This is a genomic window from Variovorax sp. P4_B11, assembly GCF_056402355.1.
The window spans coordinates 58,161-78,143 of sequence record NZ_JBFUHO010000023.1 but is presented as its reverse complement, the minus strand read 5'-3'; the positions used below and the strand labels follow the sequence as shown (position 1 = coordinate 78,143).

Sequence of the window (19,983 nt, the reverse complement as noted above, 5' to 3'; positions counted from 1 at the left end):
GCCTGGCTCATGCGCTCGCCTCACCATTCCTGTCGAGCTCGAGTCGAAACACCAGTTCGTCGAACCGATCGCGGAACTGCTGCCGCCAATCCCGCCACGTCATCGCCTCGCGCTCCGGCGTGTCGAGCCGAATCCAGTACAGCGGCTCAATGCAGTCGTCGCGGTCGTCACCGAGCACTGCCCACGGCGCGTGCGTGTCCGCGCGCCAGGGCAGCAGGTCGCGGCGCTCGGTTGCCAGCGCGACCAGGTCGATGCTTCGCAGCGCTGTGTGCATCGTGCGGCTCACGGTCGAGATTCCGAACTGCGCGCGGACCACGTTGGCATGCTCTTTCTCGAACACGTCCCACGCCCGCGTGCCGCCGGCCGCGATGCTGCGGAAGTTCACCGCGGTCTTCGCCGGCGAGCTGAGATCGTTGGTGTAGATCTCGTGGGCATCGTGCAGCAGCGCCGCGAGCTGGGTGATGGGCTTCGCCATCGCGCGCTCGGCGATCTCGCTGCACAGAAGGCTGTGCTCGGCCACGCTGTAGGGCCTGCTCGTCGCTCCGTGGAAGCGGTTGATGATGGCGAGCTGGTGGGAGATGTCGTCGATGCGAACCGGTCGGCCTTCGTCTCTCATAGCGTCTGGTCCGCACAGGTGGTATTCGGCGCCTGTGGCCGTGATCATCCGACTCATCGCTGGAACCCCATCGACATGACGCCCGGGCGCTCGTCAAGCCCATCGTGACCTGGCGCCGGACGGCGGGCGATGGGGTCAACCAGGGGCGACATCGATGCCGCGCTGGTAACGGTCTTCTGGAATTCCTCCCAGGCACGTCGCATCTGTTCGGCGCACCTATCAGGGTGCATGCGGCCAGAACCGGTGGCGAGACCTGGCAGCAACACAGTGGCCTCGCGGCCTAGGACCTTGCCTTCGACCTCGCGCGCGACGCAATTCAAGACGGCCTTGAATGCGAGGAAGGCGTTGTCCGTCTTGCCAACGTCGCGGGGCGGCCAATCCATCGTCGGCGCGCAAATCATCAAGGGGATCGTCGGGTCGTAGGTGCTGATCAAGCGAGCCTCGCCAACTGGCAGTCGTCCGCCGTGCAAGGATTGGATATCGCGCATCAGCCGGCGCTCTAGCTGCCAGCCGAAGCGATCGATGTAGACCTGGTCGATCCCCCCATCCATACGCCCGGTACAGTTCGCTGGACTCACCAGTACGTCGGCGGGCAAGCCCGTGAAGATATCGCTCAGATGTGAGTTCCACTCGGGAAACGCATGGCGGATTGCAGCCAGGAGATCGGGGCTGAGTGTTCGGAATTTGATCTTCATGCAGATTGCTCCGTTGATATTTCGACGCCTTCGGTGTCCTCAGGCGTCGAGCGGGCGAGCGCCTCGAGCGCCGCCCTGTGAAAAATGAACTCGCGTTTGAAGAACTGTCCGGCCGAGCTGTCGTAGGGCCACGGGCAGGCATCGTTGAGGAGGAGGCCGCGCTCGGCGGCCTCCTTGGCGACGCGTCTGACCGCGTCGATGGCGACGATCTCGCTGTAGCTCATGCGCTGGCCGCCATCGTGGTTGGCGCGTGCCGCGGCATCAGCCGGCAGCACGACACCTCGGCGTGGATCTCGGGCGCGTTGAAGCCCGGGAATGCGCGCGGGTTGAGCAGCTCGAGCGCGAGCGCATCGCCGGCCTTGAGGGGGGCGTGGGCATCCCACCAGGCGCTCGCCTCGGCGCCCGCCCAGCGCACGACATAGGGCTCGACGCGGCGCGGGCCCTGGTTGTCGACGACGCGCAAGGTCACCGCGAATGAGCCGTCTGCGGCGGGCGCCGCGCTCGCGGCGGCTCGGCCGGGGCGATCCTTCGCCACGAAGAAGAGGCCGGATGTGACTGTCGGCATGTCAGGTCCTCCGCGCGTCATTGAGTGAGAGGCCATGCAGGTTCCTCCGACGCGGCGGTCTGCGCTGCCTCGATGGCATCGCGCACGTCGTCGGCGGTGGCCTGCAGGGCTTCGTCGTCATCCCAGGCGATGGACATGGCGAGGGCGACTGCGGCGGCGCCAACCCAGTGAAGGAGAAGATTCATGCGGCCCCTTTCCCGCAGGACGCGGCCATTAGCGAAGGTTCCGCATAAGAGCCGCCCAGGATGTGGTCTAGAGTTTTCGACTCACAAACTACATCAGGGGGATCACTATGACGCAGCCCATTCGAGCCACTGGGATGGCATGGTTCAAGCGCGAGAATTTCGATCTGCTTCGGACCATGTTCAAGGATGGCCACAAACTCCATCGGACCTACGATGAGTGGCTGGTCGCAGCCGAAACGGGACGCAAAAAGCTTGAGGTCGAAGGCACTCGGATCGTCCGAGTGAACATTGACCCGGACAAGTTCCCCGTATGGTGCGAAGCCCAGGGGATGGAACTCAACGCCGCAGCACGTACCCGGTATGCCGGCTTGGTCGCCTACCAAGTACTGACCGGCCTCCGCGCGCCCGACGTGATCGACTAGAACATTGGCCGCGGTCTTTTCCGTGAGAACCGCAGTGAGCGTCGCTCGGTCGAAGTCGGTCTTCATGCTTCACCGCCTGCAGCATGGTTCAAAGCATCGATCGTGCGATTGAGGAACTGAGCCTGCTCGGCGAACTGCACGCGGCGTGGTTCCGCTGCGCGCCGCGCCGTTTCGCGTGAAACAACGGTTGCGCCGGCCAGTGGGCCGATGCTCAGCTTGCCGTCACGCAGGGCCTTGTCGGCCTGGGCGACCTGCATCGGGCGCCAGTGCATGGCGCCCTCATTGGCAAGCCTGAAGAACGCCTGACGGCGGGTGCCGACTTTGCGTATCCAGATGACGCACTTGAGGCCCGGCTGCTTGGGCGCCTTGGCGAAGGACGCGATAGGTAATGACATTCGAAACTCCGTCGTGAAAACGGAGAGAACAATACCCGTGGGTAAGTTATTTTGTCAATACCCATGGGTAATCATTCAATCGAATGAAGTCAGGCGAGATGAGTGACGCTAAGGTCGAGGTATGCGATGGAGGAGGCGCGCTTCTGACCTCGTTTCATCTAGCGCTGTGTGCGGGCGGGTCGGCGCCCGGTTAGATCGACGATTCGCCCAACATGCCCAGACTTTCCGCGTGTGCCCATGGGATCCTTCGCCTTCCCAACCGGCATCGGGAACAGGTAAATTTGAGCGGGGGTAGTCAAGCCGCCTTGCTCTTTCGCCGATCCAATTTTGTGGGCTGCTCCAGTAGCGAAGCCACGGCGTCCGCGATGGCGCCGCCACTATCTGGGTCTTTCGCGAAGCTGGCGAGCATGGCGGCGACTGCTTCCCGCGTCTGCGGCGTAGCTGCCGATAGAGCGTCTCCCAGCGCCCCCAGCGTATTCCGCATGGGGGTTCGGTGAGCCGCTGTCACGGGAGCGTGGCGTTCGGGCATTCCGCGGTCTGTCCGTGCACTCGGTAGATCTGTGCCCAAAGGAAGGTCAAACCAGCCTGCAGCGAGATCAAAGTTCTGAACCGCAGTACGAATCGTCTGCAACCCCAGGTTCTTTCTTCCCTTTTTTCCGGGGGCGTAGAGAAGCCTCGACACATAGTCAGGCGACTTTTCGAGCTTGAGCGCGAGCTCGGCCTGCTTGAGGCCCAAGTCGTCCTTGAGTTCGATGAGTCGAAGTCGCCAGTGCTCGTTGATTTCCATTGCGCGATTGTTCCGATGTGTTACCACAAGGTAAATGGCCTGGGGGTATTGACTCGCAGATATACCCATGGGTAAACTTTGCTCATGGAATGTCTTCGCCTCTACCTGAATTCCTTGGGCAGCCTTGACCAAGTGGACTTCGCCCGCCGATGTGGCACGACGGTGGGCTATTTGCGAAAGGCGCTTAGCACCGGACAGCGCCTCGGCGAAGGGCTTTGTATCGACATCGAGCGAGCCACAGGCGGGCTGGTGACTTGCGAACAACTTCGCCCCGACCGTGCCGACGTCTTCGCGTACCTGCGACGTAGCGCGCATGCCGGCCAAGTCGGGGAGGGTGCGCGTGCGTGACGACTCGCTGGCCCACCTGAAATTCGCGCCTGGTCGGCGCTTCGGAGAAGGAACAGTGCATTGATTCATGCCTTTACTTTGCCCACCGCCAGAGCGCGCAGGTCCTCTATTCATCCGCCTGATTTGGTGGCGGCTCTTGGCTTGGTGTGTGAGGAGGTCGATCAGATCTTTCGGCGTTTCGGCGAGGCGGCCCAATGACCTGTCGACTTGACTCGCTTCATCCGCTCGACGCCCTCTACCGCGCCGCCCAGCAGTATCCCGGCGGCATCGAGGCCCTCTCCCAGCGCTTGGGGATCCACAAGGCGACGCTCTACAACAAGCTGCGGCAGCAGGCCACCAACAACTACGTCAACTTCTCGGAGGAGCTGTCGGAGATCCTGTTCTGCCTCGAGGGCGCCTCAGTGCCCGGCTGGGCGGACGCGCTGCATGCGCTCTGTTGGCGACACGGCCACACGGCCGTCGAGATCCCGAAGGATCTGGCGATGGACGACGAGGAGCTGTTCCGCCTGGTGTGCCAGGTCATGGTCACGATGGGCTCGGTCGCTGCGACGCTGCCCAACGCGATCGAGATGAACCACCGCGACTTCGCCGCGGCCGACGAGAAGATCGAGAAGGCCATCACCACGCTGGCCGTGCTGCGCGAGCGGCTGATCGATGCGCGCGCGTCAGCAGACAGCCTGGGGGCGGCGCTGATGAAGAGCGCGATCGCGCGCTATCCCGATCCGAAGGGCCGGCGTTGAGTGCGCTCCTTCGAACCGGTCCTCAGCGGTTGCGATGGCAACGAGTCCCACTAACCAAATTCAATCCGAACGAAATCATGAGCGCCGCATCCTTTATCCCGTGCCCCATCCTGGACAGCTACAACGCGAGGCGTTTGGTCCTCAGCATTGAAGGCGAGCACATCTCCCTGTCGGACGCCATCGGCGGACTGGAACTGGCGCTTGCAATGCTCCGCGAGAAAAGTGGACTGGCGCAAGAGGAGTTCGAACTGAGGATCAATTCCAACTGCCACGCGTCTTTCGCGTTCCCGTATCGCGGGCACTATGGCCTCAATTGATTCCTTGGAGGGAAACGAGAGAGGCCATGTGCTTGTGGCCTGACCTTCACATTTCGACGCCGCGAGCCGCGCATTCCTCAGCTTCAACTCTTCACAATTTCACGACTGAAAGACCATGAACCTCTTTTTTGACGAAGACCACATCCAGGACCGGAACACGCGGCTCCTTACGCTGAACATCGAAGGGCAGCAATTGAGCTTATTGGACGCAATCGATGGGTTGGAACGTGTGCTCGCGAGACTGCGAGCAGAGGCGGGAAGCTTGGAAGAGGAATTCGACTACCGGTTCGCCGGCCTGGCTAACGCCTCCTTCACCTATCCGTACGAGAGGTACTTCCATATCACGGGCTTCCCATCAAGGCAGTTTCGATACGCGCCGCCCGATGAGCACGGGAAGTTCTAGCACGTGCTCCCATTCGGATCGGTGCCCATCGGTGTCGCGGGTTTTGCCTTGCCAGTAGAGGTGCATGCTTTGATCGATTTCGGCCACCCGGAGATTGATGCGGTAGATAGCCATGTCGCCTCGATGCACTCTGGCTTGCGGTTCGAGTTCGTAGATGTGCGCCCCGGGGTGCGAATGCGATTGCCTGAATGCCAAGGCCTCGTCGAGCGAATCGAAGGCGTACATCGACTGATACCTGGACGGCTTGTCCGGAAAGTAAGCCTTGCGCGTCCCTTCGAGAAGCATTTCAAGCAACAACGAATTGCGATCGGTAAGGCTCAGAATTGCGAGCGGCTGCGGATGACCGAAGTAGGTGTTGCCATGCTGCGAAAGGCCTTCCGGGAAAAGCTGGCCGATGTGCGCGTGAAGCTCAGGCGACGGGTTTGGCTCTGTGCGCAGGCTCACCAGTTTGCCCTCCGCGTATTGGTTTCGGCGATCGACCGAAAAGTACTTCTTCATCTGTTCTCGTCTCTCTGTATCGATCCCACGATCGTATCGAACGAGCTTGCCGTCAGCCGCACGCCCATCCAGGCCCCTGTGTGGTCTGGAAGTCGCGTCCTCTGCTCGACCTATCGACGCCGAACGAACTCGCGTCGAAGGATGTCGTTCACGCGCGTCTGCCAGCCCGTGCCGCTCGCTCGCATCGCCTCGAGCAGTTCGGGGTCGAAGCGCATGCTCACGGCCACCTTTGTCTTCTCTGCCACGCTGCCCAATGGCCGGCCGCGGCGCTTCTTGATCGAGGCCAGCTTGGCCAGGGTCTCGGCATCGAGCGCATCGGCCGCGGGCTTGGCGCTGGCGAAGAACTCGTCCGTGAGCTCTCGCGCGTCAGCATCGGCCGCGATCCCTGCATTGATGCGCGCGTCCTCGGCCGGCGTCGGCATGCGGACCACCCGGCCCGACTTAGTTTTGGTCGACATATTTCCGCACCTCTCGGCTGTTTGCCTTGCGCAGGCTGATGAGTCTCACGGTGGTACTGCGCAAGCTGAATACCAACACGTGCACGCGGTCACCGATCAAGCCGACGGCCTCGAGCCGTGGCTCGCCATACGACTTGCGCGAGTCCACGTGGATGAGCGCCGTCTCCCATTCGAAGTCGTCCGCCGCCGAGAAGAAGACACCGTGCTTTTCGACATTGGTGGCGTTTTTCTTCGGGTCGAACGTGTAGCGCATCGATTTGATTGTATATACAGAAATATAGGCGTGCAAGCACCTGGCCGAGGACGGCTCGGAGCCGCGGCTCGAAGGAGGGTGACGCATGCCTAACCGGATTCTCCGAGAGGGGATCCTCACCAGCGAGCGCGTCGAGGCGCTCAGCTGGGCCGAGGAAGTGTTCTATCGCAGGCTGATGTCTGTGGTGGACGACTTCGGCCGCTACTACGCACGGCCGGCGCTGCTTCGGGCAGCTTGCTACCCGTTGTTGCTCACCAAGGTATCCGACTCGGACATTGAGAAGTGGCTCTCCGCTTGCGAGAACGCGGCTCTTGTAAGGGTGTATCCGGCATCGGACGGAAAGCGATACCTGCAGCTGCTGGACTTCCGGCAGCAGGTGCGAGCGGCTTCGAGCAAGTTCCCGGTGCCGCCCGGTGAATGCGTAGCGGATGCGCAGCAGGTGCATGTCGGTTGCGCAGCAGATGCGCAGCAGGCGCCTGTCGAGCGCTCAGCGCCTGCGCAGCGGGTGCGTCGCAGCGGCGCAGCGTCTGCGCACTTAGGCGTATCCGTATTCGGAGACGTAGTCGAAGGCGCAGGCGACGCGGGTGCGAGCGCGCGCGAGGCTTGCCAAGCGATGAAGCAGGCGGGTGTCGGCGATGCGAAGCCGTCGCACCCCAAGCTGGCGGCGCTGCTGCGGGCCGGGGCGACGGTCGAGGAGCTGGAGGCGGCCGCTGCGGACGCGGTCAGGCGCGGCAAGGGGTTCGTGTACGCGCTGGGCGTTGCCGAGGGCAGGCGCCGCGATGCGGCCGGCCTGGTGCTGCCCGTCCGCGCGCCGGACGACCCCGACTCTCGCAAGGCCGTCGAGGCCGAGGCGAAAGCCAAGGGCATCGGGCCGTGGTCGGAGGTGGAGCAGTGGGCCTCGTACAAGGCGCGCGTTCGCGATGCGCCGTCGGAAGAGGCTTGGCAAGGGAGGGGTGCGGGTGCGAGCGCCGCGCGCCTGGCGGGGAGTGCGCATGTCGATGCCTGACGAAAACGAACGAAGGAGGAAAGTGAAAAAGGAAATCTCGGTCTCGTGGACCAACACGCTGCTCGACGACATCGCGGCGGTGGTCGGCTTCACGCCGGCGGTGCTGATCGCGGCGCTGCACGGCGGCAATTCGCTCTACGTGCCGGAGTCGGCGTCGGCAGGGCATCCGCTCGTGACGCTGCTCGGGCCGGCTACCTTCAGGCGACTCGCGGACGAGTGGGGCGGGCAGACCATCCACGTGCCGCTGCTCAATGACTTCGAGCGCTGGCGCAATGTGGCGTGCGCGGGGGCTTGGCAGCGCCAGGGCCAGCCGGTCGAGGTGATCGCGGCGCGGCTTGGCATGGGCAAGCGCTACGTGGTCGGGCTGCTCGATGAGGCGAAGGCGCTGCGGCCTCGGCTGCGACTGCGCGCCGACCTAGCGGTGAGCCAGTGGTGCCGCACGCGGCTGATCAAGGTGCGGGGTGATGGCGGCAGCCTGCTCGAGCGGATGCAGGCCGAGCGCGGGCAGCTCGAGCTGTTCGATGGGCGGGCACCGGGCCGCAAGCGGACGGCCTCGACGAAGGCGGGGGACCCTGGCGCCGAAGCCGAAACACGGGTTCGCGAACCCGCGCAATTCGGCTAGGGACAGGGCGTTTTTGTTTTGATTTGCGTTTGTGATTCATGAGTGAATGGACCTGCCCGGAAGGGCTCGCGGGCATCGGTGATGTCGACGCGGATTCGCTGTCGCAGGTGCTCGGGCTGACGCCCGCGCGCGTGCGCCAGCTGGTGGACGAGGGCGTCTTCGCCAGGTCGGGCCGCGGCGCCTACCCGTTCCTCGCGAACGTCACGGCCTACGTGCGCTACCTGCGCGAGCGCCTGCCCGGGCCACGCAAGAACGTGGCCGAGGACGGCGGCGAGATCAACAGCGCGCGCGAGCGGGCGCTGCTCGCCCGTTCGCAGCGCCTGATGATCGATCTGCGCCGCGCGGAGCGTGCGCGCCGCTTGGTGCCGGTGGAGGAGGCCGCAGCGGTGTTCGGCGGCCTGGTCGAGCTGGTGCGCACCAAGTTGCTTGCGCTGCCGTCGCGCGCCGCGCCGCTGGTGGCCGGCCGCGACAAGATCCACGTGATGGAGACCCTCACCGGCCTGGTCGAAGAGTCGCTCACCGACCTGGCGCGAACCGTCGAGCTCGAGCCTGTCGACGACATCGACGACGAGGATCCGATGCTGCTCGGCGACGAGTCGGACATCGCAGTCGTCGACATCGAGGAGGCCGCCGGTGGACGATAGCCCGATCATCCTCACCGCCAGGCACAACGCCCGCATGCGCAGCACCCTGCGCGCGCTGCTGGTGCAGCGCCTCCGCCCACCGCCGCGGCTGACGATGAGCCGCTGGGCTTCGCAGCACCTGCACCTGTCGCGCGAGGAGGGGCCGGACCCGGGCGTCTGGCGTCCCGACCGGGCGCCGTTCCAGGCCGAGATCATGGATTCGCTCTCGGACCCGACGGTCCAGGAAGTGACCGTGATGTCGTCCAGCCAGGTCGGCAAGACCACCATCGCCAAGGCCGCGGCCGGCTATTTCATGGCGATGGACCCTTCGCCGATCCTCTACGTGCAGAGCACGCTCGACATGGCCGAGAGCTTCTCGAAGGACCGCCTGGCGCCCATGCTGCGCGACAGTCCGACGCTCTCGCGCCTGGTCGACGACAAGGCGCGCGACGCGGGCAACACGCTGCTGCACAAGGTGTTCCCGGGCGGGCACCTCACGATGGCCGGCGCCAACTCGGCCGCGTCGCTGGCCTCCAGGCCGATCCGCGTGCTGCTGCTCGACGAGGTCGATCGCTACCCGGCCTCGGCCGGCGCCGAAGGCGACCCGGTCAACCTGGCCGTCGCGCGGACCTCGAACTTCTGGAACCGCAAGATCCTGAAGATTAGCTCGCCGTCGCTGAAGGCCGACTCGCGCATCGCGCAGGACTACGAGGCGAGCGACCAGCGGCGCTTCAACGTGCCGTGCCCGCACTGCGATCATCCGCATGCGCTCGACTGGGAGCACGTCACCTACAACCGCGACGACCCGGAAGACCTCGAGTCGGCGGCGCACGTCTGCCCGTCATGCGGCGGCCTGTATGGCGACCAGCACAAGCCGGCGATGATGGCTAGAGGCCGGTGGGTCGCCGCGGTGCCGGGCCGCAGCCGCAAGGGCTACCAGATCAGCCAGCTCTACAGCCCGTGGGTGTTGGTGTCGGAGATCGTGCGCAAGTGGCACGACACGCAGGGCAAGCCCGAGCAGATCAAGACCTTCTACAACACGGTGCTGGGCCTGCCGTACGAGGAGGCGGGCGACACGTCCGATGCGTCGGAGCTGGCGAAGCGGCGCGAGGCGTACAGCCATCGTGCGATCCCGCTCGGGGTGCTACTGCTGGTGGCTGGCGTGGACGTCCAGGACGACCGCCTCGAGCTCGAGATCATCGGCCTCGGGCGCGATGAGGAATGCTGGGGTGTCAGCTACGTGGTGCTGATGGGGGATCCGGCGCAGCCTGAGGTATGGCGCCGGCTGGATGAGCTGCTGCTGGCGGATCACCAGACGGAGGATGGCCGCGTTCTGCGCGTGCGCGCCGCTGCGATCGACACCGGCGGCCACCATGCTCACGCCGTCTACACGTTCTGCCAGCCGCGCGCCGGGCGCAACATCTGGGCGATCAAGGGAGCGCCGGGCCCGCGGCCGATCTGGCCCATTCGGGCGAGCAAGTCGGTGAAGTACAAGGGGTTCGCGGTGCGGCTGGTGGGTGTGGATACCGCGAAGGATCTGATCCATGCGCGCCTGAAACTCACTGGGGGCGAGGCTGGCGCCGGCGCGGGCGTGTGCCACTTTCCGGATGAGTACGACGACTCGTGGTTCAAACAGCTTACGGTGGAGAGGCGGGTCACGACTTACAACGCGAAGGGGCAGATGGTGCGGACTTGGGTGGCGTCGAAGGGGGCGCGGAACGAGGCACTCGACGTGCGCGTCTACGCTTGGGCCGCCTATCAAGGATTAATTTCTGAGCGCCGAGTCAACCTCGCTGTGTTGGCTCTTGCATCCTATGAGCTGCCGTTTTGTCTGTTGCCCGCTGCGGCCCCAATCCCCGAGACTCATGTCGAAGTCAGCGAGCAGGTTTATCGCGGAACCCGTGAGATGTCTGCGAGTGCACTCACAGGAGGAGGGCAAGTCTCTCAAGTCCGCCAGATTCGTCGGCGGACGCGAAGTGCCTACCTCTAGGCTCCGAGCGCGGTGGAGTGCGTTTCAGTTGGGTTAGCCTAGAGCTTGCCGCTCATCTCGAAAGAACGGGACGATGAACGGCTCACGCCCAGTGAAATCGATTTTGAAAAAAAATGATGGCAACAAAAAGACGTCTCCAGGTTTTTGTATCTAGCACATTTACGGATCTAAAGGATGAGCGGCAAGCTGCGGTCGCAGCTATTTTAAAAGCGGGTCATATACCCGCTGGAATGGAGCTATTTACTGCAGGCGATGAAACTCAGATGAGTATCATCAAAAGATGGATAGATGAATCAGATGTTTATGTTTTAATTCTGGGTGGTAGATATGGTTCAATCGAAAGGTCTAGTGGGCTGAGCTACACGGAGCTTGAGTACAATTATGCAATAGAAAAGAACAAGGCTCTATTCGCGGTTGTTGAAAACGAATCTGCGCGGGAGTTGAGGGTTAAAAAGTTCGGTACTAGTGTTATCGAATTAGACCAGCCTGAAAAACTGAAAATCTTCAGGTCCAAAGTTCTTGAGAATATGTCTTCGTTTTTTGATGATGTAAAAGACATAAAACTAGGCATCCACGAAAGCCTCTCTGACTTTGCTACAAATAGGGAGCTTAAGGGGTGGGTGGCAGCGGGAGAAGTACAGGACACCGCCCCTCTCTTCGACCAAATTCAAAGACTCTCCCAGGAAAATGATGTATTGCGCGAAAAGTTGGCGGCATTAGAGCGGCAGATTCAGTCTAAAAGACCCAATACCGTGGCGTTCGATGAATTGCTAAGAGTCTTGCTTGCCACCAAGATTTTGGTGCCAAATCATCTTACTTCGGAGAAAAAAGACAGGGAAATGGATCTTTTTTCTGTCTTCTGGAGTACGCATGAGACCTTTCTTTCCGGAATTACAAACGAATATGGAATGGGTGAGGATCGAAATTGGTTGTTCTTCACTGTTGCGCCGAAATTGCAGATTCATGGTCTTGTGGGTAATGAGAAGGTCGCTGGCGCGAAATATCGCAGGGTTGCGACAACGAAACTAGGGGATGAATTTTTGGCCTATTACGACAGAAGACAGCTTGAAAAGCGGAAGCCTGAACGCGCTGAATCTGTGGAGGATGCTGTAGTTCAAACTCCGAGCGCGCGCAAAGCTGTGCCAACGAAGCGATCAGCAAGAAAGAAGCTGAGTTCCTAACGCCGAAGTTCGACCGCAGGCGCTTGGGACCATGGCAACGCACCATTCGCGCCCATGGCCCACACTCCCCAAGACCTCGCCGCCCTCAACCGCGCCATTGCCAGCGGCGAAAGACGTGTCCGCTTCGGCGACCAGGAAGTCGAATATCGCTCCACCGCCGAGCTCATCGCAGCCCGCAACGACGTAGCCCGGGCCCTCGCAGCCAGCCTGAATGAAGGCCTCCTCTCAGGCCGCCGCTTCTACGTCCACCAATCCGGCCGGGGCCTCTGACATGGTGAGCCTCCTCTGGCCCTGGGCCCGCAACCGCCCAGCCGCGCCCCAACCAAAAAATAGCCTCGACCAACTCAAGCGCGAGCTCCAAGGCGCCGTCCGTGCCGCCTACGACGCTTCCCGAAGCCAGCGCCGCCTCTCCTCCTGGCAGCCCTCCAACCTCGGCCCACAGCGCCGCGTAGCCGCCGGCCACCGCATCGTGCGCTCCCGCGCCCGCGATCTCGCCCGCAACAACCTCACGGCCCGCGCCGCGCTCGACCGCTGGGTGTCGACCCTCATCGGCAGCGGCATCGCCGCCAAGCCTTTGTGTGCCGACCCGGCGCTGCGCCGCCGCCTCATCACCCTCTGGGAAGCCTGGAGCGACGTCTGCGACTTTGACGGCCAGACCGACTACTACGGCCTTCAGAGCCTCGCCACGCGCTCGATGCTCGAGGGCGGCGAGATCCTGGTGCGCCTGGTGCCGGCCCGCGCCGCTGGCGTCGATCTGCAGCTGCAGCTGCTCGAAGGCGAGCACCTCAGCTACAAGACCGAGAGTTCGATCGCCAACGGCGGCCGCATCGTCGACGGCGTCGAGTTCGACGCGAAGGGCCGGCGAGCCGCCTACTGGGTCCACCCGCAGCACCCCGGCGACTCGACCGGCGCCGACAACGAGCCGCGCCGCATCCCGGCCGCGCAGATCATTCACCTGTTCGAGCCGCTGTCTCCCGGCCAGGTCCGCGGCGTGCCCAACCAGGTCACCACGATGATCAAGCAGCGCGATCTCGAGGAGTTCGACGACGCCACGCTGCAGCGGCAGAAGCTGGCCAACCTCTTCGTCGGCTTCATCACACGCCCGCCGCCGGACCAGAGCATGGCCGACGATCAGTTCGCGCAGCTGCTGTCCGCGATCAGCCGCCTCACGCCCGGCGACGAGTCGCTGGCCGCCGAGATGGTCAACGCCTGGCGCGGCAGCCTGCAGTCGGGTGGCATCACGGGCCTCGAGCCCGGCATCGTCGAGGAGATGCTCCCAGGCGAGGACATGAAGTTCAGCGATCCACCCGGCGTCGGCAGCGAGTACGACAAGTACATGCGCGAGCAGCGCCAGCAGATCGGCGCCGGTCTCGGCATTCCGTACTCGGTGCTGATGTTCGACTTCCGCGGCGAGAACGATCGCACCGTGCGCGTCGCACTCAACGAGTTCCGCCGCCACGCGCGCCAGCGCATCAACAACACGCTGGTGCCGCAGATCTGCCGCCGCGTGCGCGAGGCATGGTTCGATGCCGCGATCTTGGCCGGCCTGCTGCCGACCAACGTGCCCGACATGCGCGCCACGCGCTGGACGCCCGACGCGCATGCCTACATCCACCCGGTGCAAGACGTGACCGCCCGCGCGCTCGAGATCAAGCACGGCCTCGCCAGCCGCAGCGGCGCGCTGCTCGATCGCGGCATCGACGCGGACCTGCTCGACGAGGAGATCGCCCAGGACCGCGAGCGCGAGGAGCGCCTGGGCCTGCGCTTCGGCGCAGCAGCCGACGACGAGGAAGTTTCGCCGCAGGCGAAGGGCCAGCCCGCGTCGAATGATGCCCCCATCGATTGACGCACCCGTCCCTTACCCGCTCCCCAACTCGCATGTCCAAGAAGTCCTGGTACTCCATCAAGAGCCTTGCCGCCGCCGGCAGCGCGGCGCCCACGGCCACCATCTCCATCCACGAAGAGATCGGCCTGTGGGGCGTCACCGCCCGCGACTTCATCCGCGACTACCAGGCGCTCGATCCCTCCGCGGAGATCTCGCTGTCAATCCATTCCCCAGGTGGCGACGTCTTCGAGGCGCTCGCGATCTACAACACGCTGATCCGAGACCGAGCGCGCATCACCGGCCGGGTTGAAGGCCTCGCCGCCAGCGCCGCGAGCCTGATCCTCATGGCCGCGGGCCGGATCGTCATGCCTGAGAACGCCTACCTGATGGTCCACAACCCACTGGGCGGCATCCGTGGCGAGGCCGACGAGATGCGCGCGTTGGCCGAACTGCTCGACAAGACCACCACCACCTTCGCCGGCATCTACGCCAGCCGGACGGGCCTGCCGGACGACGAGGTGCGGACCATCATGGCCCAGGAGACCTGGCTGTCCGCTGCGGAGGCGGTCGCCAAGGGTTTCGCCGACGAGACCGAGGCGCCGATCCAGATCGCCGCGCTGATCGACGACGCGGTCCTCGGCCGTTTCGACGCGATGCCGACGGCGTTGAAGTCCAGCCTGGCCCAGCGTGAGCAGCAGCCCGCGCCGGAGCCGCGCCCGACTTCGTCGCTCGCGGCTGACGTCGTGATCCGTGCCTGCGCTGCAGCTGGCGAGGCATCCCTCGGTGCGGTGCTGGTCGAAGCTGCCGTCGACCAGGCCCAGCTCACCGAGCGCCTCGCCTGCGTCGCCGAAGTCCGCGCCCTGGGCCGCGCTGCCGGGCAGGCGGGTGTCGCCGACGAGCTGATCAAGGCCGGCGCGACCGCCCCGGTCGCCCGCATCGCGCTGTCGGCCGTGCGCCGCGCATCGGCCATCGTCGTCGATGGGGCCCACGGCACAGGCGAAACGCTGCTGCCCGCCGGCGGCCCCGACGACCTCGACGGTTCGTCTTCCACCGGGCGCCCCGTCAACGCACGCCTTTCCGTCGCCAGCATCTACGCCGCGCGCAAACCGAAGTAGCCCACTCGAGATTTTTCAGGAGCCACCATGAACCTTGGTCTTTTCGCCGACGACAAATTCAGCCTGCAGGAGCTGACCGCGGCCATCAACGAACAGCAGCCGCTGCCTTCGCGCATCGCAAAGCTCGGCCTGTTTGACGAGGAGGGCGTCGCCACGCTCGCGGTCAATGTCGAGCGCAATGCCGACACGCTCAGCCTGGTGCCGGCCGGCACCCGCGGCCGCATCGGCAGCAATCCCACGGGCGGCAGCAGCCGCTCGGTGATCCCGTTCAACACCGTGCACCTGCCGACCTCGGCCTCGATCGGCGCCGACGACATCCAGGGCCTGCGCGCCTTCGGCCAGTCGTCCGAACTCGAGGCCCTGGTCGACTACGTGACCAAGCGCCAGGCCAAGATGCGCCGCCGCATTGATGCGACGATCGAATACCAGCGCATCGGCGCGATCAAGGGCATCGTGGTCGATGCCGACGGCGCCACCGTCCTGGCCGACCTCTACACCGCCTTCCAGCTCGAGCAGCAGGTTCACTCGATGGCGCTCGACGTCGACGGCACCGACGTTCGCCAGAAGGTGGTCGACGCCCTGCGCAAGATGGAAGACGGCCTCGGCGACGCGACCTACACCGGCGCGCGGATCTTCGCCGGTCGGGACTTCTTCGACAGCTTCACCGGCCATCCCCGGGTCGAGGCCGCCTTCAACCGCTGGGCCGACGGCGAGTTCCTGCGCACCGACGTGCGCGATGGCTTCCCCTTTGCCGGCGTGGTGATCGAGGAATACCGCGGCGCGATCGGCGGCGTGCCGTTCATCGCGCCCGACGAGGCCTACCTGGTGCCCGAGGGCGTGCCCGACCTGCTGATCACGCGCTTCGCGCCGGCCGACTACCCCGAGACCGCCAACACTATCGGCCTGCCTCTCTATTCGAAGATGTGGGCCACAGAGGGCGGCAAGTCGCAGAACCTCGAAGCCCAGTCCAACCCGATCAGCCTGTGCACGCGCCCTCGAGCGATCGTTCGACTGGTCCGGCGCTGAAATGACTCCCTGGGCACGCGAGTGCCTTTCGAGCCGGCCGGCCCCGAGTCCGGCCGGCTCTTTTTTTGAAGCCCATGCCTGCAGCCACCCACATCTTCGAGCGCATGCACCGAACCGTGCTGCACACCTTCGGCCAGGCCGCCACCCTCGACGACGTCGAGCTGACGGTGGTGATGGACCACCTGTGGCGGCCGCCCGAAATCGGCAACCTGCGCACCAGCATCGTCGAGCCATCCTGCTACGTGATGGCCGTCGACTGCCCCGCGCTCGGCCGGCGTCCGGTGCTCGAGTCGCTCGGTCGAAGCTATGACGTGGTGAACGTCGAGCGCCTCGAGCACCACGCGATGCTGCGCCTGGTGCTGCGGCCCCGAACGGAGGAGGAGATCCGTGCTTGACCTCAAGGTTGAACTCGATCCGCGCGCGCTTCAGCGCCTGACCGACGGCTTCGCGCTCAGCGAGAGCGCGGTTCGCGGTGCCGCCCGGCGCGCCGTGGCGAAGGCCACGAAGTGGACGCAGATGACCGCCTCGCGCAAGATCAGCGCGGAGCTGCGCGTCGCGCAGAAGGTCATGCGCTCGCGGCTGCGCACCTACGTCAAGGGCACCGGCGAGGAGCGCAAGGTCTGGCTCGGCCTCAACAGCCTGGCGGCCAGCCGCCTCGGCTCGCCCCGGCAGACGCGCAGCGGCGTCCAGGTCGGCCGCCACCAACTGCCCGGCGCGTTCATCGTTCGCAAGTACGGCGGCGGCGTCTATCGCCGGACCGGTGCGGCGCGCTTTCCGATCGAGCTGGTCAAGATCCCGATCCGCGAAGAAGCGGCCCAGGCGCTGCGCGCGGCCGCGCTCGACGCCGAGGCGCGGCTGCTGGTGCTGCTGCGCCAGGAGCTCAACTACGAGTTCCAGAAGCTCCTGGGCCGCGCCAGATGACCCTCACCGACATTCACAAGGCGCTGGTCACCAGGCTGCGCACGCGGTTCGACGCCGACAGCGTGCCGACGCTCGCCTGCTACCCGGACCTCCAGCGCAGCCTGGCGCTGCCCGCGATCATCATCGAGCTGTCGGAGTTCGAGCCGGCGACGGAAGAGGGCACCGGCCGGTTGCTGCTCGATGCGCGCTTCGAGGCGAGAGTCGTGGTCGACCCGGCGCAGGCCGGCGCGCACCTGACCGTGCGCTCCATCGCCGCGGCCGTCGCCCACGAGCTCAGCGAGATGATCCGCATCGCGCCTGGCATCGGCCACAACCGGGTCGTGCGCGCGGGCGACGACGCCTTCCGCCCCGAGCTCGATGGCTACCTGTGCTGGGCCGTCGAGTGGGCCTGCGAGATTCCGGTAGGCGCGCTCGAGGCGGACCCCTTTCCCACGCCCTCGACCGTCTCCCTGAGCCACGTGCCGGACGTGGGCGAGGGCAACGCCGGCCGCTACATCGAGGTCACGCCTTGAGCTATGAACTCTCGGAGACCATGCGCCGACTCGACAACCTGGTGCGCGTCGGCACGGTGGCCGAGGCCGACTACGCGCGGGCCCGGATCCGCGTGCGCACCGGCGACCTGGTCACGGATTGGATCCCGTGGGCCACGACGCGTGCCGGCGGCGACCGCAGCTGGTGGGCGCCCGAGCTCGGCGAGCAGGTTCTGCTGCTGGCACCGGGCGGCCAGCTCGAGGACACGATCGCGCTTCCGGCCCTCTACCAGGACGCGCACGATGCGCCGCAGTCGAGCGCCGATGTAATGCACGTCGCATTCGGCGATGGCGCCTTCGTCACCTACGACCGCGCGGCCGGCAAGCTCACGGTCAACACGCCCGGCCAGGTCGAGATCACCGCGGCGCGCGAGGTCGAGATCAACACCGGCACGGAGGTCACGATCAACGCGGCCAGCAAGACGACCATCAACAGCCCGGACATCCTGCTCAACGGCGACGTGGTCACGACCGGCACCTCGACCGTGCAGAAGGTCATCAACGCGCAGAACGGCATCGCCGCGAGCGGCAGCGGACCAGGCGGCGGGGGCGCCACCGTGACCATCGAGGTGCCGATCATCGTCACGCGCGAGGCCACCTTCGGCCAGCGCGTCTCGATGGGCGCCACGCTCGACGTCGCGGGCGACATCACCTCGGGCGGCAGCATCACCGACGCGGACGGCGACGGCGGCGCTTGAACTTTGGCCGCAGGCGCGGCAGCGCCGGCGCAGGAATGCTCACGGTATTCGTTGAACACCGGAGCCCATCGCATCATGGCTGAGTCTTTCCTGCACGGCGTCGAAGTCGTCGAAATCGATGACGGCGCGCGTCCCATCAGCACCGTCCGCTCGTCGGTCATCGGCCTTATCGGCACGGCGCCCGACGCGTCGTCGATCGACTTTCCATTCAATACGCCCGTGCTCATCGCCGGCTCTCGCCTCGAGGCGGCCAAGCTCGGCACCTCGGGCACGTTGCCGCCCAGCATCGATGCCATCTTCGACCAGGTCGGCGCGATGGTCGTCGTCGTGCGCGTCGAGTCGCACGAGACCGCGGCCATGACCAAGAGCAACATCATCGGCCGAGCGGACTTCTCGGGCCAATACCGAGGCGTGCAAGCCTTCCTGGGCGCCGAAAGCATCGTTCACGTGCAGCCGAAGATCCTGATCGCGCCGGGCTTCACGTCCGACGAAGCCGTGCTGTCGGAGATGGTCGCAGTCGCCGAGCGGCTGCGCGCCGTGATCGTGGCCGACGGCCCGAACGTCAACGACGACCTGGCCATCGACTATCGGCAGTCCTTCGGTTCATCGCGCGTCTACTTGGTCGACCCTTCGGTGCGCGTGTGGGACACCACGAGCAACGAAGAGATCGTCCAGCCCGCCAGTGCGCGCGTGGCCGGCATGATCGCCCGCCAGGACAACGAGCGCGGCTTCTGGTGGAGCCCGAGCAACACCGAGATGAATGGCATCGTCGGCACCGCGCGCCCAGTGGATTTCACGCTCGGCGACGTCAACAGCCGCGCCAACTTCCTCAACGAGAACCAGGTCGCCACCATCATCCGCAAGGACGGCTACCGCCTTTGGGGCAACCGCACCTGCTCGTCCGACCCCAAGTGGGCCTTCCTGAGCGTGCGCCGCACGGCCGACATGATCAACGAGAGCCTGCTGCGCGCCCACATGTGGGCGGTCGACCGCAACATCACCAAGACCTACATCGAGGACGTGAGCGAGGGCGTCAACGCCTACCTGCGCCACCTCAAGGCCATCGGCGCGATCCTGGGCGGCAAGTGCTGGGCCGACAAGGATCTCAACACCTGGGACCAGATCAGCCAGGGCAAGGTGTATTTCGACTTCGACTTCACCGCGCCGTACCCGGCCGAGCACATCACCTTCCGCTCGCACCTGGTGAACGACTACATCGAAGAAATCTTCGCCTGAACCCCGGAGCACGAACCAAATGATTGCCGACATCCTGCACAACCTGAACCTGTTCGTCGACGGCCGTGGCTACGCTGGCAAGGTCGAGGAATTCAAGCCGCCCAAGATCGCGGTCAAGACCGAGGAGTTCCACGCCGGCGGCATGGCCGCACCCGTGGACGTGCCCATGGGCACCTTCGAGAAGCTCGAGGCCGAGGGCACGCTGCTCGCCTTCGACGCCGACGTGCTGCTCACGCTCAACGTCATCCCGGGCGTGCAGGTCGCCTGCACACTGCGCGGCACCATCGCCGGCGAGGACGGCGTGCAGAAGCCCGTCGTCGTGACCCTGCGCGGCAAGCTCATCGAAGCCGATCAGGACGCCTGGAAGCCCGGCGCCAAGGCCGCGCTGAAGCTCAAGTGGTCTCTGCACTACTACAAGCTCGAGCTCAACAGTCGGGTCATCTACGAGATCGACCCGATCAACTACGTCGCCGTCATCGGCGGCGTCGACCAGCTCGCCACGGCGCGGCAGCACCTCGGTATCTGACA

29 protein-coding genes are annotated in these 19,983 nt (G+C 65.0%); 19 read left to right on the top strand and 10 right to left on the bottom strand.

The genetic code is table 11. The features are described from left to right. Positions 1-7: 7 nt before the first annotated feature. From AC1DYD_RS20755 to AC1DYD_RS20735, 5 genes are read right to left on the bottom strand one after another with little or no spacing between them, the layout of a single operon-like run. Positions 8-616, bottom strand: coding sequence for a hypothetical protein (locus tag AC1DYD_RS20755; protein ID WP_478174642.1), 609 nt, complete (start codon positions 614-616; stop codon positions 8-10). Between the two features lie 53 nt (positions 617-669). After that, a complete protein-coding gene (locus AC1DYD_RS20750; RefSeq protein WP_478174641.1) occupies positions 670-1,311 on the bottom strand; it encodes a macro domain-containing protein in 642 nt (213 codons plus the stop codon). Then, on the bottom strand, positions 1,308-1,535 hold the full coding sequence (locus AC1DYD_RS20745) for a hypothetical protein (RefSeq protein ID WP_478174640.1): 228 nt from the start codon (positions 1,533-1,535) through the stop codon (positions 1,308-1,310). The genes AC1DYD_RS20750 and AC1DYD_RS20745 overlap by 4 nt, the downstream gene beginning before the upstream one ends. After that, positions 1,532-1,876 (bottom strand): hypothetical protein, encoded by a 345-nt coding sequence (locus AC1DYD_RS20740; RefSeq protein ID WP_478174639.1) that lies wholly within the window; start codon positions 1,874-1,876, stop codon positions 1,532-1,534. Before AC1DYD_RS20740 ends, AC1DYD_RS20745 begins: the two co-directional genes overlap by 4 nt. A 17-nt stretch (positions 1,877-1,893) precedes the next feature. Next, complete coding sequence (locus AC1DYD_RS20735) at positions 1,894-2,061, bottom strand: hypothetical protein (protein WP_478174638.1); 168 nt, start codon at positions 2,059-2,061, stop codon at positions 1,894-1,896. A gap of 134 nt (positions 2,062-2,195) precedes the next feature. Between AC1DYD_RS20735 and AC1DYD_RS20730 the strand changes: the two genes are divergently transcribed. Next, positions 2,196-2,483, top strand: a complete 288-nt coding sequence (locus AC1DYD_RS20730) for a hypothetical protein (protein WP_478174637.1) — start codon at positions 2,196-2,198, stop codon at positions 2,481-2,483. 62 nt (positions 2,484-2,545) lie between these two features. Here the strand turns inward: AC1DYD_RS20730 and AC1DYD_RS20725 are convergent, their stop codons facing one another. Beyond that, the gene (locus tag AC1DYD_RS20725; protein WP_478174636.1) at positions 2,546-2,878 is read right to left on the bottom strand and encodes a hypothetical protein; all 333 of its coding nucleotides are present in this window, start codon (positions 2,876-2,878) and stop codon (positions 2,546-2,548) included. A 295-nt stretch (positions 2,879-3,173) separates the two neighbouring features. Beyond that, positions 3,174-3,665: a helix-turn-helix domain-containing protein gene (locus tag AC1DYD_RS20720; RefSeq protein WP_478174635.1), complete on the bottom strand. Its 492-nt coding sequence runs from the start codon at positions 3,663-3,665 to the stop codon at positions 3,174-3,176. 84 nt (positions 3,666-3,749) lie between these two features. On the opposite strand from AC1DYD_RS20720, the gene AC1DYD_RS20715 reads away from it, so the two are divergent. The 3 genes from AC1DYD_RS20715 to AC1DYD_RS20705 all read left to right on the top strand — a co-directional run bounded on the left by AC1DYD_RS20715 (position 3,750) and on the right by AC1DYD_RS20705 (position 5,070). Continuing rightward, positions 3,750-4,013, top strand: a complete 264-nt coding sequence (locus AC1DYD_RS20715) for a YdaS family helix-turn-helix protein (RefSeq protein ID WP_478174634.1) — start codon at positions 3,750-3,752, stop codon at positions 4,011-4,013. Between the two features lie 194 nt (positions 4,014-4,207). After that, a complete protein-coding gene (locus AC1DYD_RS20710) occupies positions 4,208-4,753 on the top strand; it encodes a phage regulatory CII family protein (protein WP_478174633.1) in 546 nt (181 codons plus the stop codon). A 77-nt stretch (positions 4,754-4,830) separates the two neighbouring features. After that, positions 4,831-5,070, top strand: coding sequence for a hypothetical protein (locus AC1DYD_RS20705; protein WP_478174632.1), 240 nt, complete (start codon positions 4,831-4,833; stop codon positions 5,068-5,070). A gap of 355 nt (positions 5,071-5,425) precedes the next feature. Here the strand turns inward: AC1DYD_RS20705 and AC1DYD_RS20700 are convergent, their stop codons facing one another. From AC1DYD_RS20700 to AC1DYD_RS20690, 3 genes are all read right to left on the bottom strand, one after another. After that, entirely contained in the window at positions 5,426-5,971 is a 546-nt protein-coding gene (locus AC1DYD_RS20700) for a hypothetical protein (RefSeq protein WP_478174631.1), read from the bottom strand. Positions 5,972-6,081: 110 nt separating this feature from the next. Then, positions 6,082-6,429, bottom strand: a complete 348-nt coding sequence (locus AC1DYD_RS20695) for a BrnA antitoxin family protein (protein WP_478174630.1) — start codon at positions 6,427-6,429, stop codon at positions 6,082-6,084. After that, a complete protein-coding gene (locus tag AC1DYD_RS20690) occupies positions 6,413-6,682 on the bottom strand; it encodes a BrnT family toxin (protein ID WP_478174629.1) in 270 nt (89 codons plus the stop codon). The genes AC1DYD_RS20695 and AC1DYD_RS20690 overlap by 17 nt, the downstream gene beginning before the upstream one ends. 85 nt (positions 6,683-6,767) lie before the next feature. Here AC1DYD_RS20690 and AC1DYD_RS20685 point away from each other — a divergent pair, with 85 nt between their 5' ends. The 15 genes from AC1DYD_RS20685 (at position 6,768) to AC1DYD_RS20615 (ending at position 19,981) form a co-directional block, all read left to right on the top strand. Beyond that, on the top strand, positions 6,768-7,688 hold the full coding sequence (locus AC1DYD_RS20685) for a hypothetical protein (RefSeq protein WP_478174628.1): 921 nt from the start codon (positions 6,768-6,770) through the stop codon (positions 7,686-7,688). A 22-nt stretch (positions 7,689-7,710) separates the two neighbouring features. Further along, a complete protein-coding gene (locus tag AC1DYD_RS20680) occupies positions 7,711-8,310 on the top strand; it encodes a hypothetical protein (protein ID WP_478174627.1) in 600 nt (199 codons plus the stop codon). A 38-nt stretch (positions 8,311-8,348) separates the two neighbouring features. Continuing rightward, on the top strand, positions 8,349-8,954 hold the full coding sequence (locus AC1DYD_RS20675; protein ID WP_478174626.1) for a hypothetical protein: 606 nt from the start codon (positions 8,349-8,351) through the stop codon (positions 8,952-8,954). Further along, entirely contained in the window at positions 8,944-10,923 is a 1,980-nt protein-coding gene (locus AC1DYD_RS20670; RefSeq protein WP_478174625.1) for a phage terminase large subunit family protein, read from the top strand. The genes AC1DYD_RS20675 and AC1DYD_RS20670 overlap by 11 nt, the downstream gene beginning before the upstream one ends. 113 nt (positions 10,924-11,036) lie before the next feature. Continuing rightward, positions 11,037-12,104, top strand: a complete 1,068-nt coding sequence (locus AC1DYD_RS20665; RefSeq protein WP_478174624.1) for a DUF4062 domain-containing protein — start codon at positions 11,037-11,039, stop codon at positions 12,102-12,104. A 54-nt stretch (positions 12,105-12,158) separates the two neighbouring features. After that, positions 12,159-12,374, top strand: coding sequence for a phage head-tail joining protein (locus tag AC1DYD_RS20660; protein WP_478174623.1), 216 nt, complete (start codon positions 12,159-12,161; stop codon positions 12,372-12,374). Position 12,375: 1 nt separating this feature from the next. Continuing rightward, the gene (locus AC1DYD_RS20655; protein ID WP_478174622.1) at positions 12,376-13,950 is read left to right on the top strand and encodes a phage portal protein; all 1,575 of its coding nucleotides are present in this window, start codon (positions 12,376-12,378) and stop codon (positions 13,948-13,950) included. 32 nt (positions 13,951-13,982) lie between these two features. After that, positions 13,983-15,044 carry a head maturation protease, ClpP-related gene (locus AC1DYD_RS20650; RefSeq protein ID WP_478174621.1) on the top strand — a complete coding sequence of 354 codons (1,062 nt, stop codon included), beginning with the start codon at positions 13,983-13,985 and terminating at the stop codon, positions 15,042-15,044. A gap of 27 nt (positions 15,045-15,071) precedes the next feature. Continuing rightward, the gene (locus AC1DYD_RS20645) at positions 15,072-16,070 is read left to right on the top strand and encodes a major capsid protein (RefSeq protein ID WP_478174620.1); all 999 of its coding nucleotides are present in this window, start codon (positions 15,072-15,074) and stop codon (positions 16,068-16,070) included. Between the two features lie 74 nt (positions 16,071-16,144). Then, entirely contained in the window at positions 16,145-16,465 is a 321-nt protein-coding gene (locus AC1DYD_RS20640; RefSeq protein ID WP_478174619.1) for a hypothetical protein, read from the top strand. Next, entirely contained in the window at positions 16,458-16,991 is a 534-nt protein-coding gene (locus tag AC1DYD_RS20635; protein ID WP_478174618.1) for a phage tail protein, read from the top strand. The genes AC1DYD_RS20640 and AC1DYD_RS20635 overlap by 8 nt, the downstream gene beginning before the upstream one ends. Beyond that, positions 16,988-17,503 carry a hypothetical protein gene (locus AC1DYD_RS20630; protein WP_478174617.1) on the top strand — a complete coding sequence of 172 codons (516 nt, stop codon included), beginning with the start codon at positions 16,988-16,990 and terminating at the stop codon, positions 17,501-17,503. The genes AC1DYD_RS20635 and AC1DYD_RS20630 overlap by 4 nt, the downstream gene beginning before the upstream one ends. Continuing rightward, a complete protein-coding gene (locus tag AC1DYD_RS20625; protein WP_478174616.1) occupies positions 17,500-18,219 on the top strand; it encodes a phage baseplate assembly protein V in 720 nt (239 codons plus the stop codon). The genes AC1DYD_RS20630 and AC1DYD_RS20625 overlap by 4 nt, the downstream gene beginning before the upstream one ends. Before the next feature lie 75 nt (positions 18,220-18,294). After that, positions 18,295-19,455 carry a phage tail sheath subtilisin-like domain-containing protein gene (locus AC1DYD_RS20620; RefSeq protein ID WP_478174615.1) on the top strand — a complete coding sequence of 387 codons (1,161 nt, stop codon included), beginning with the start codon at positions 18,295-18,297 and terminating at the stop codon, positions 19,453-19,455. A gap of 19 nt (positions 19,456-19,474) precedes the next feature. Continuing rightward, complete coding sequence (locus tag AC1DYD_RS20615; protein ID WP_478174614.1) at positions 19,475-19,981, top strand: phage major tail tube protein; 507 nt, start codon at positions 19,475-19,477, stop codon at positions 19,979-19,981. Positions 19,982-19,983 lie beyond the last annotated feature (2 nt).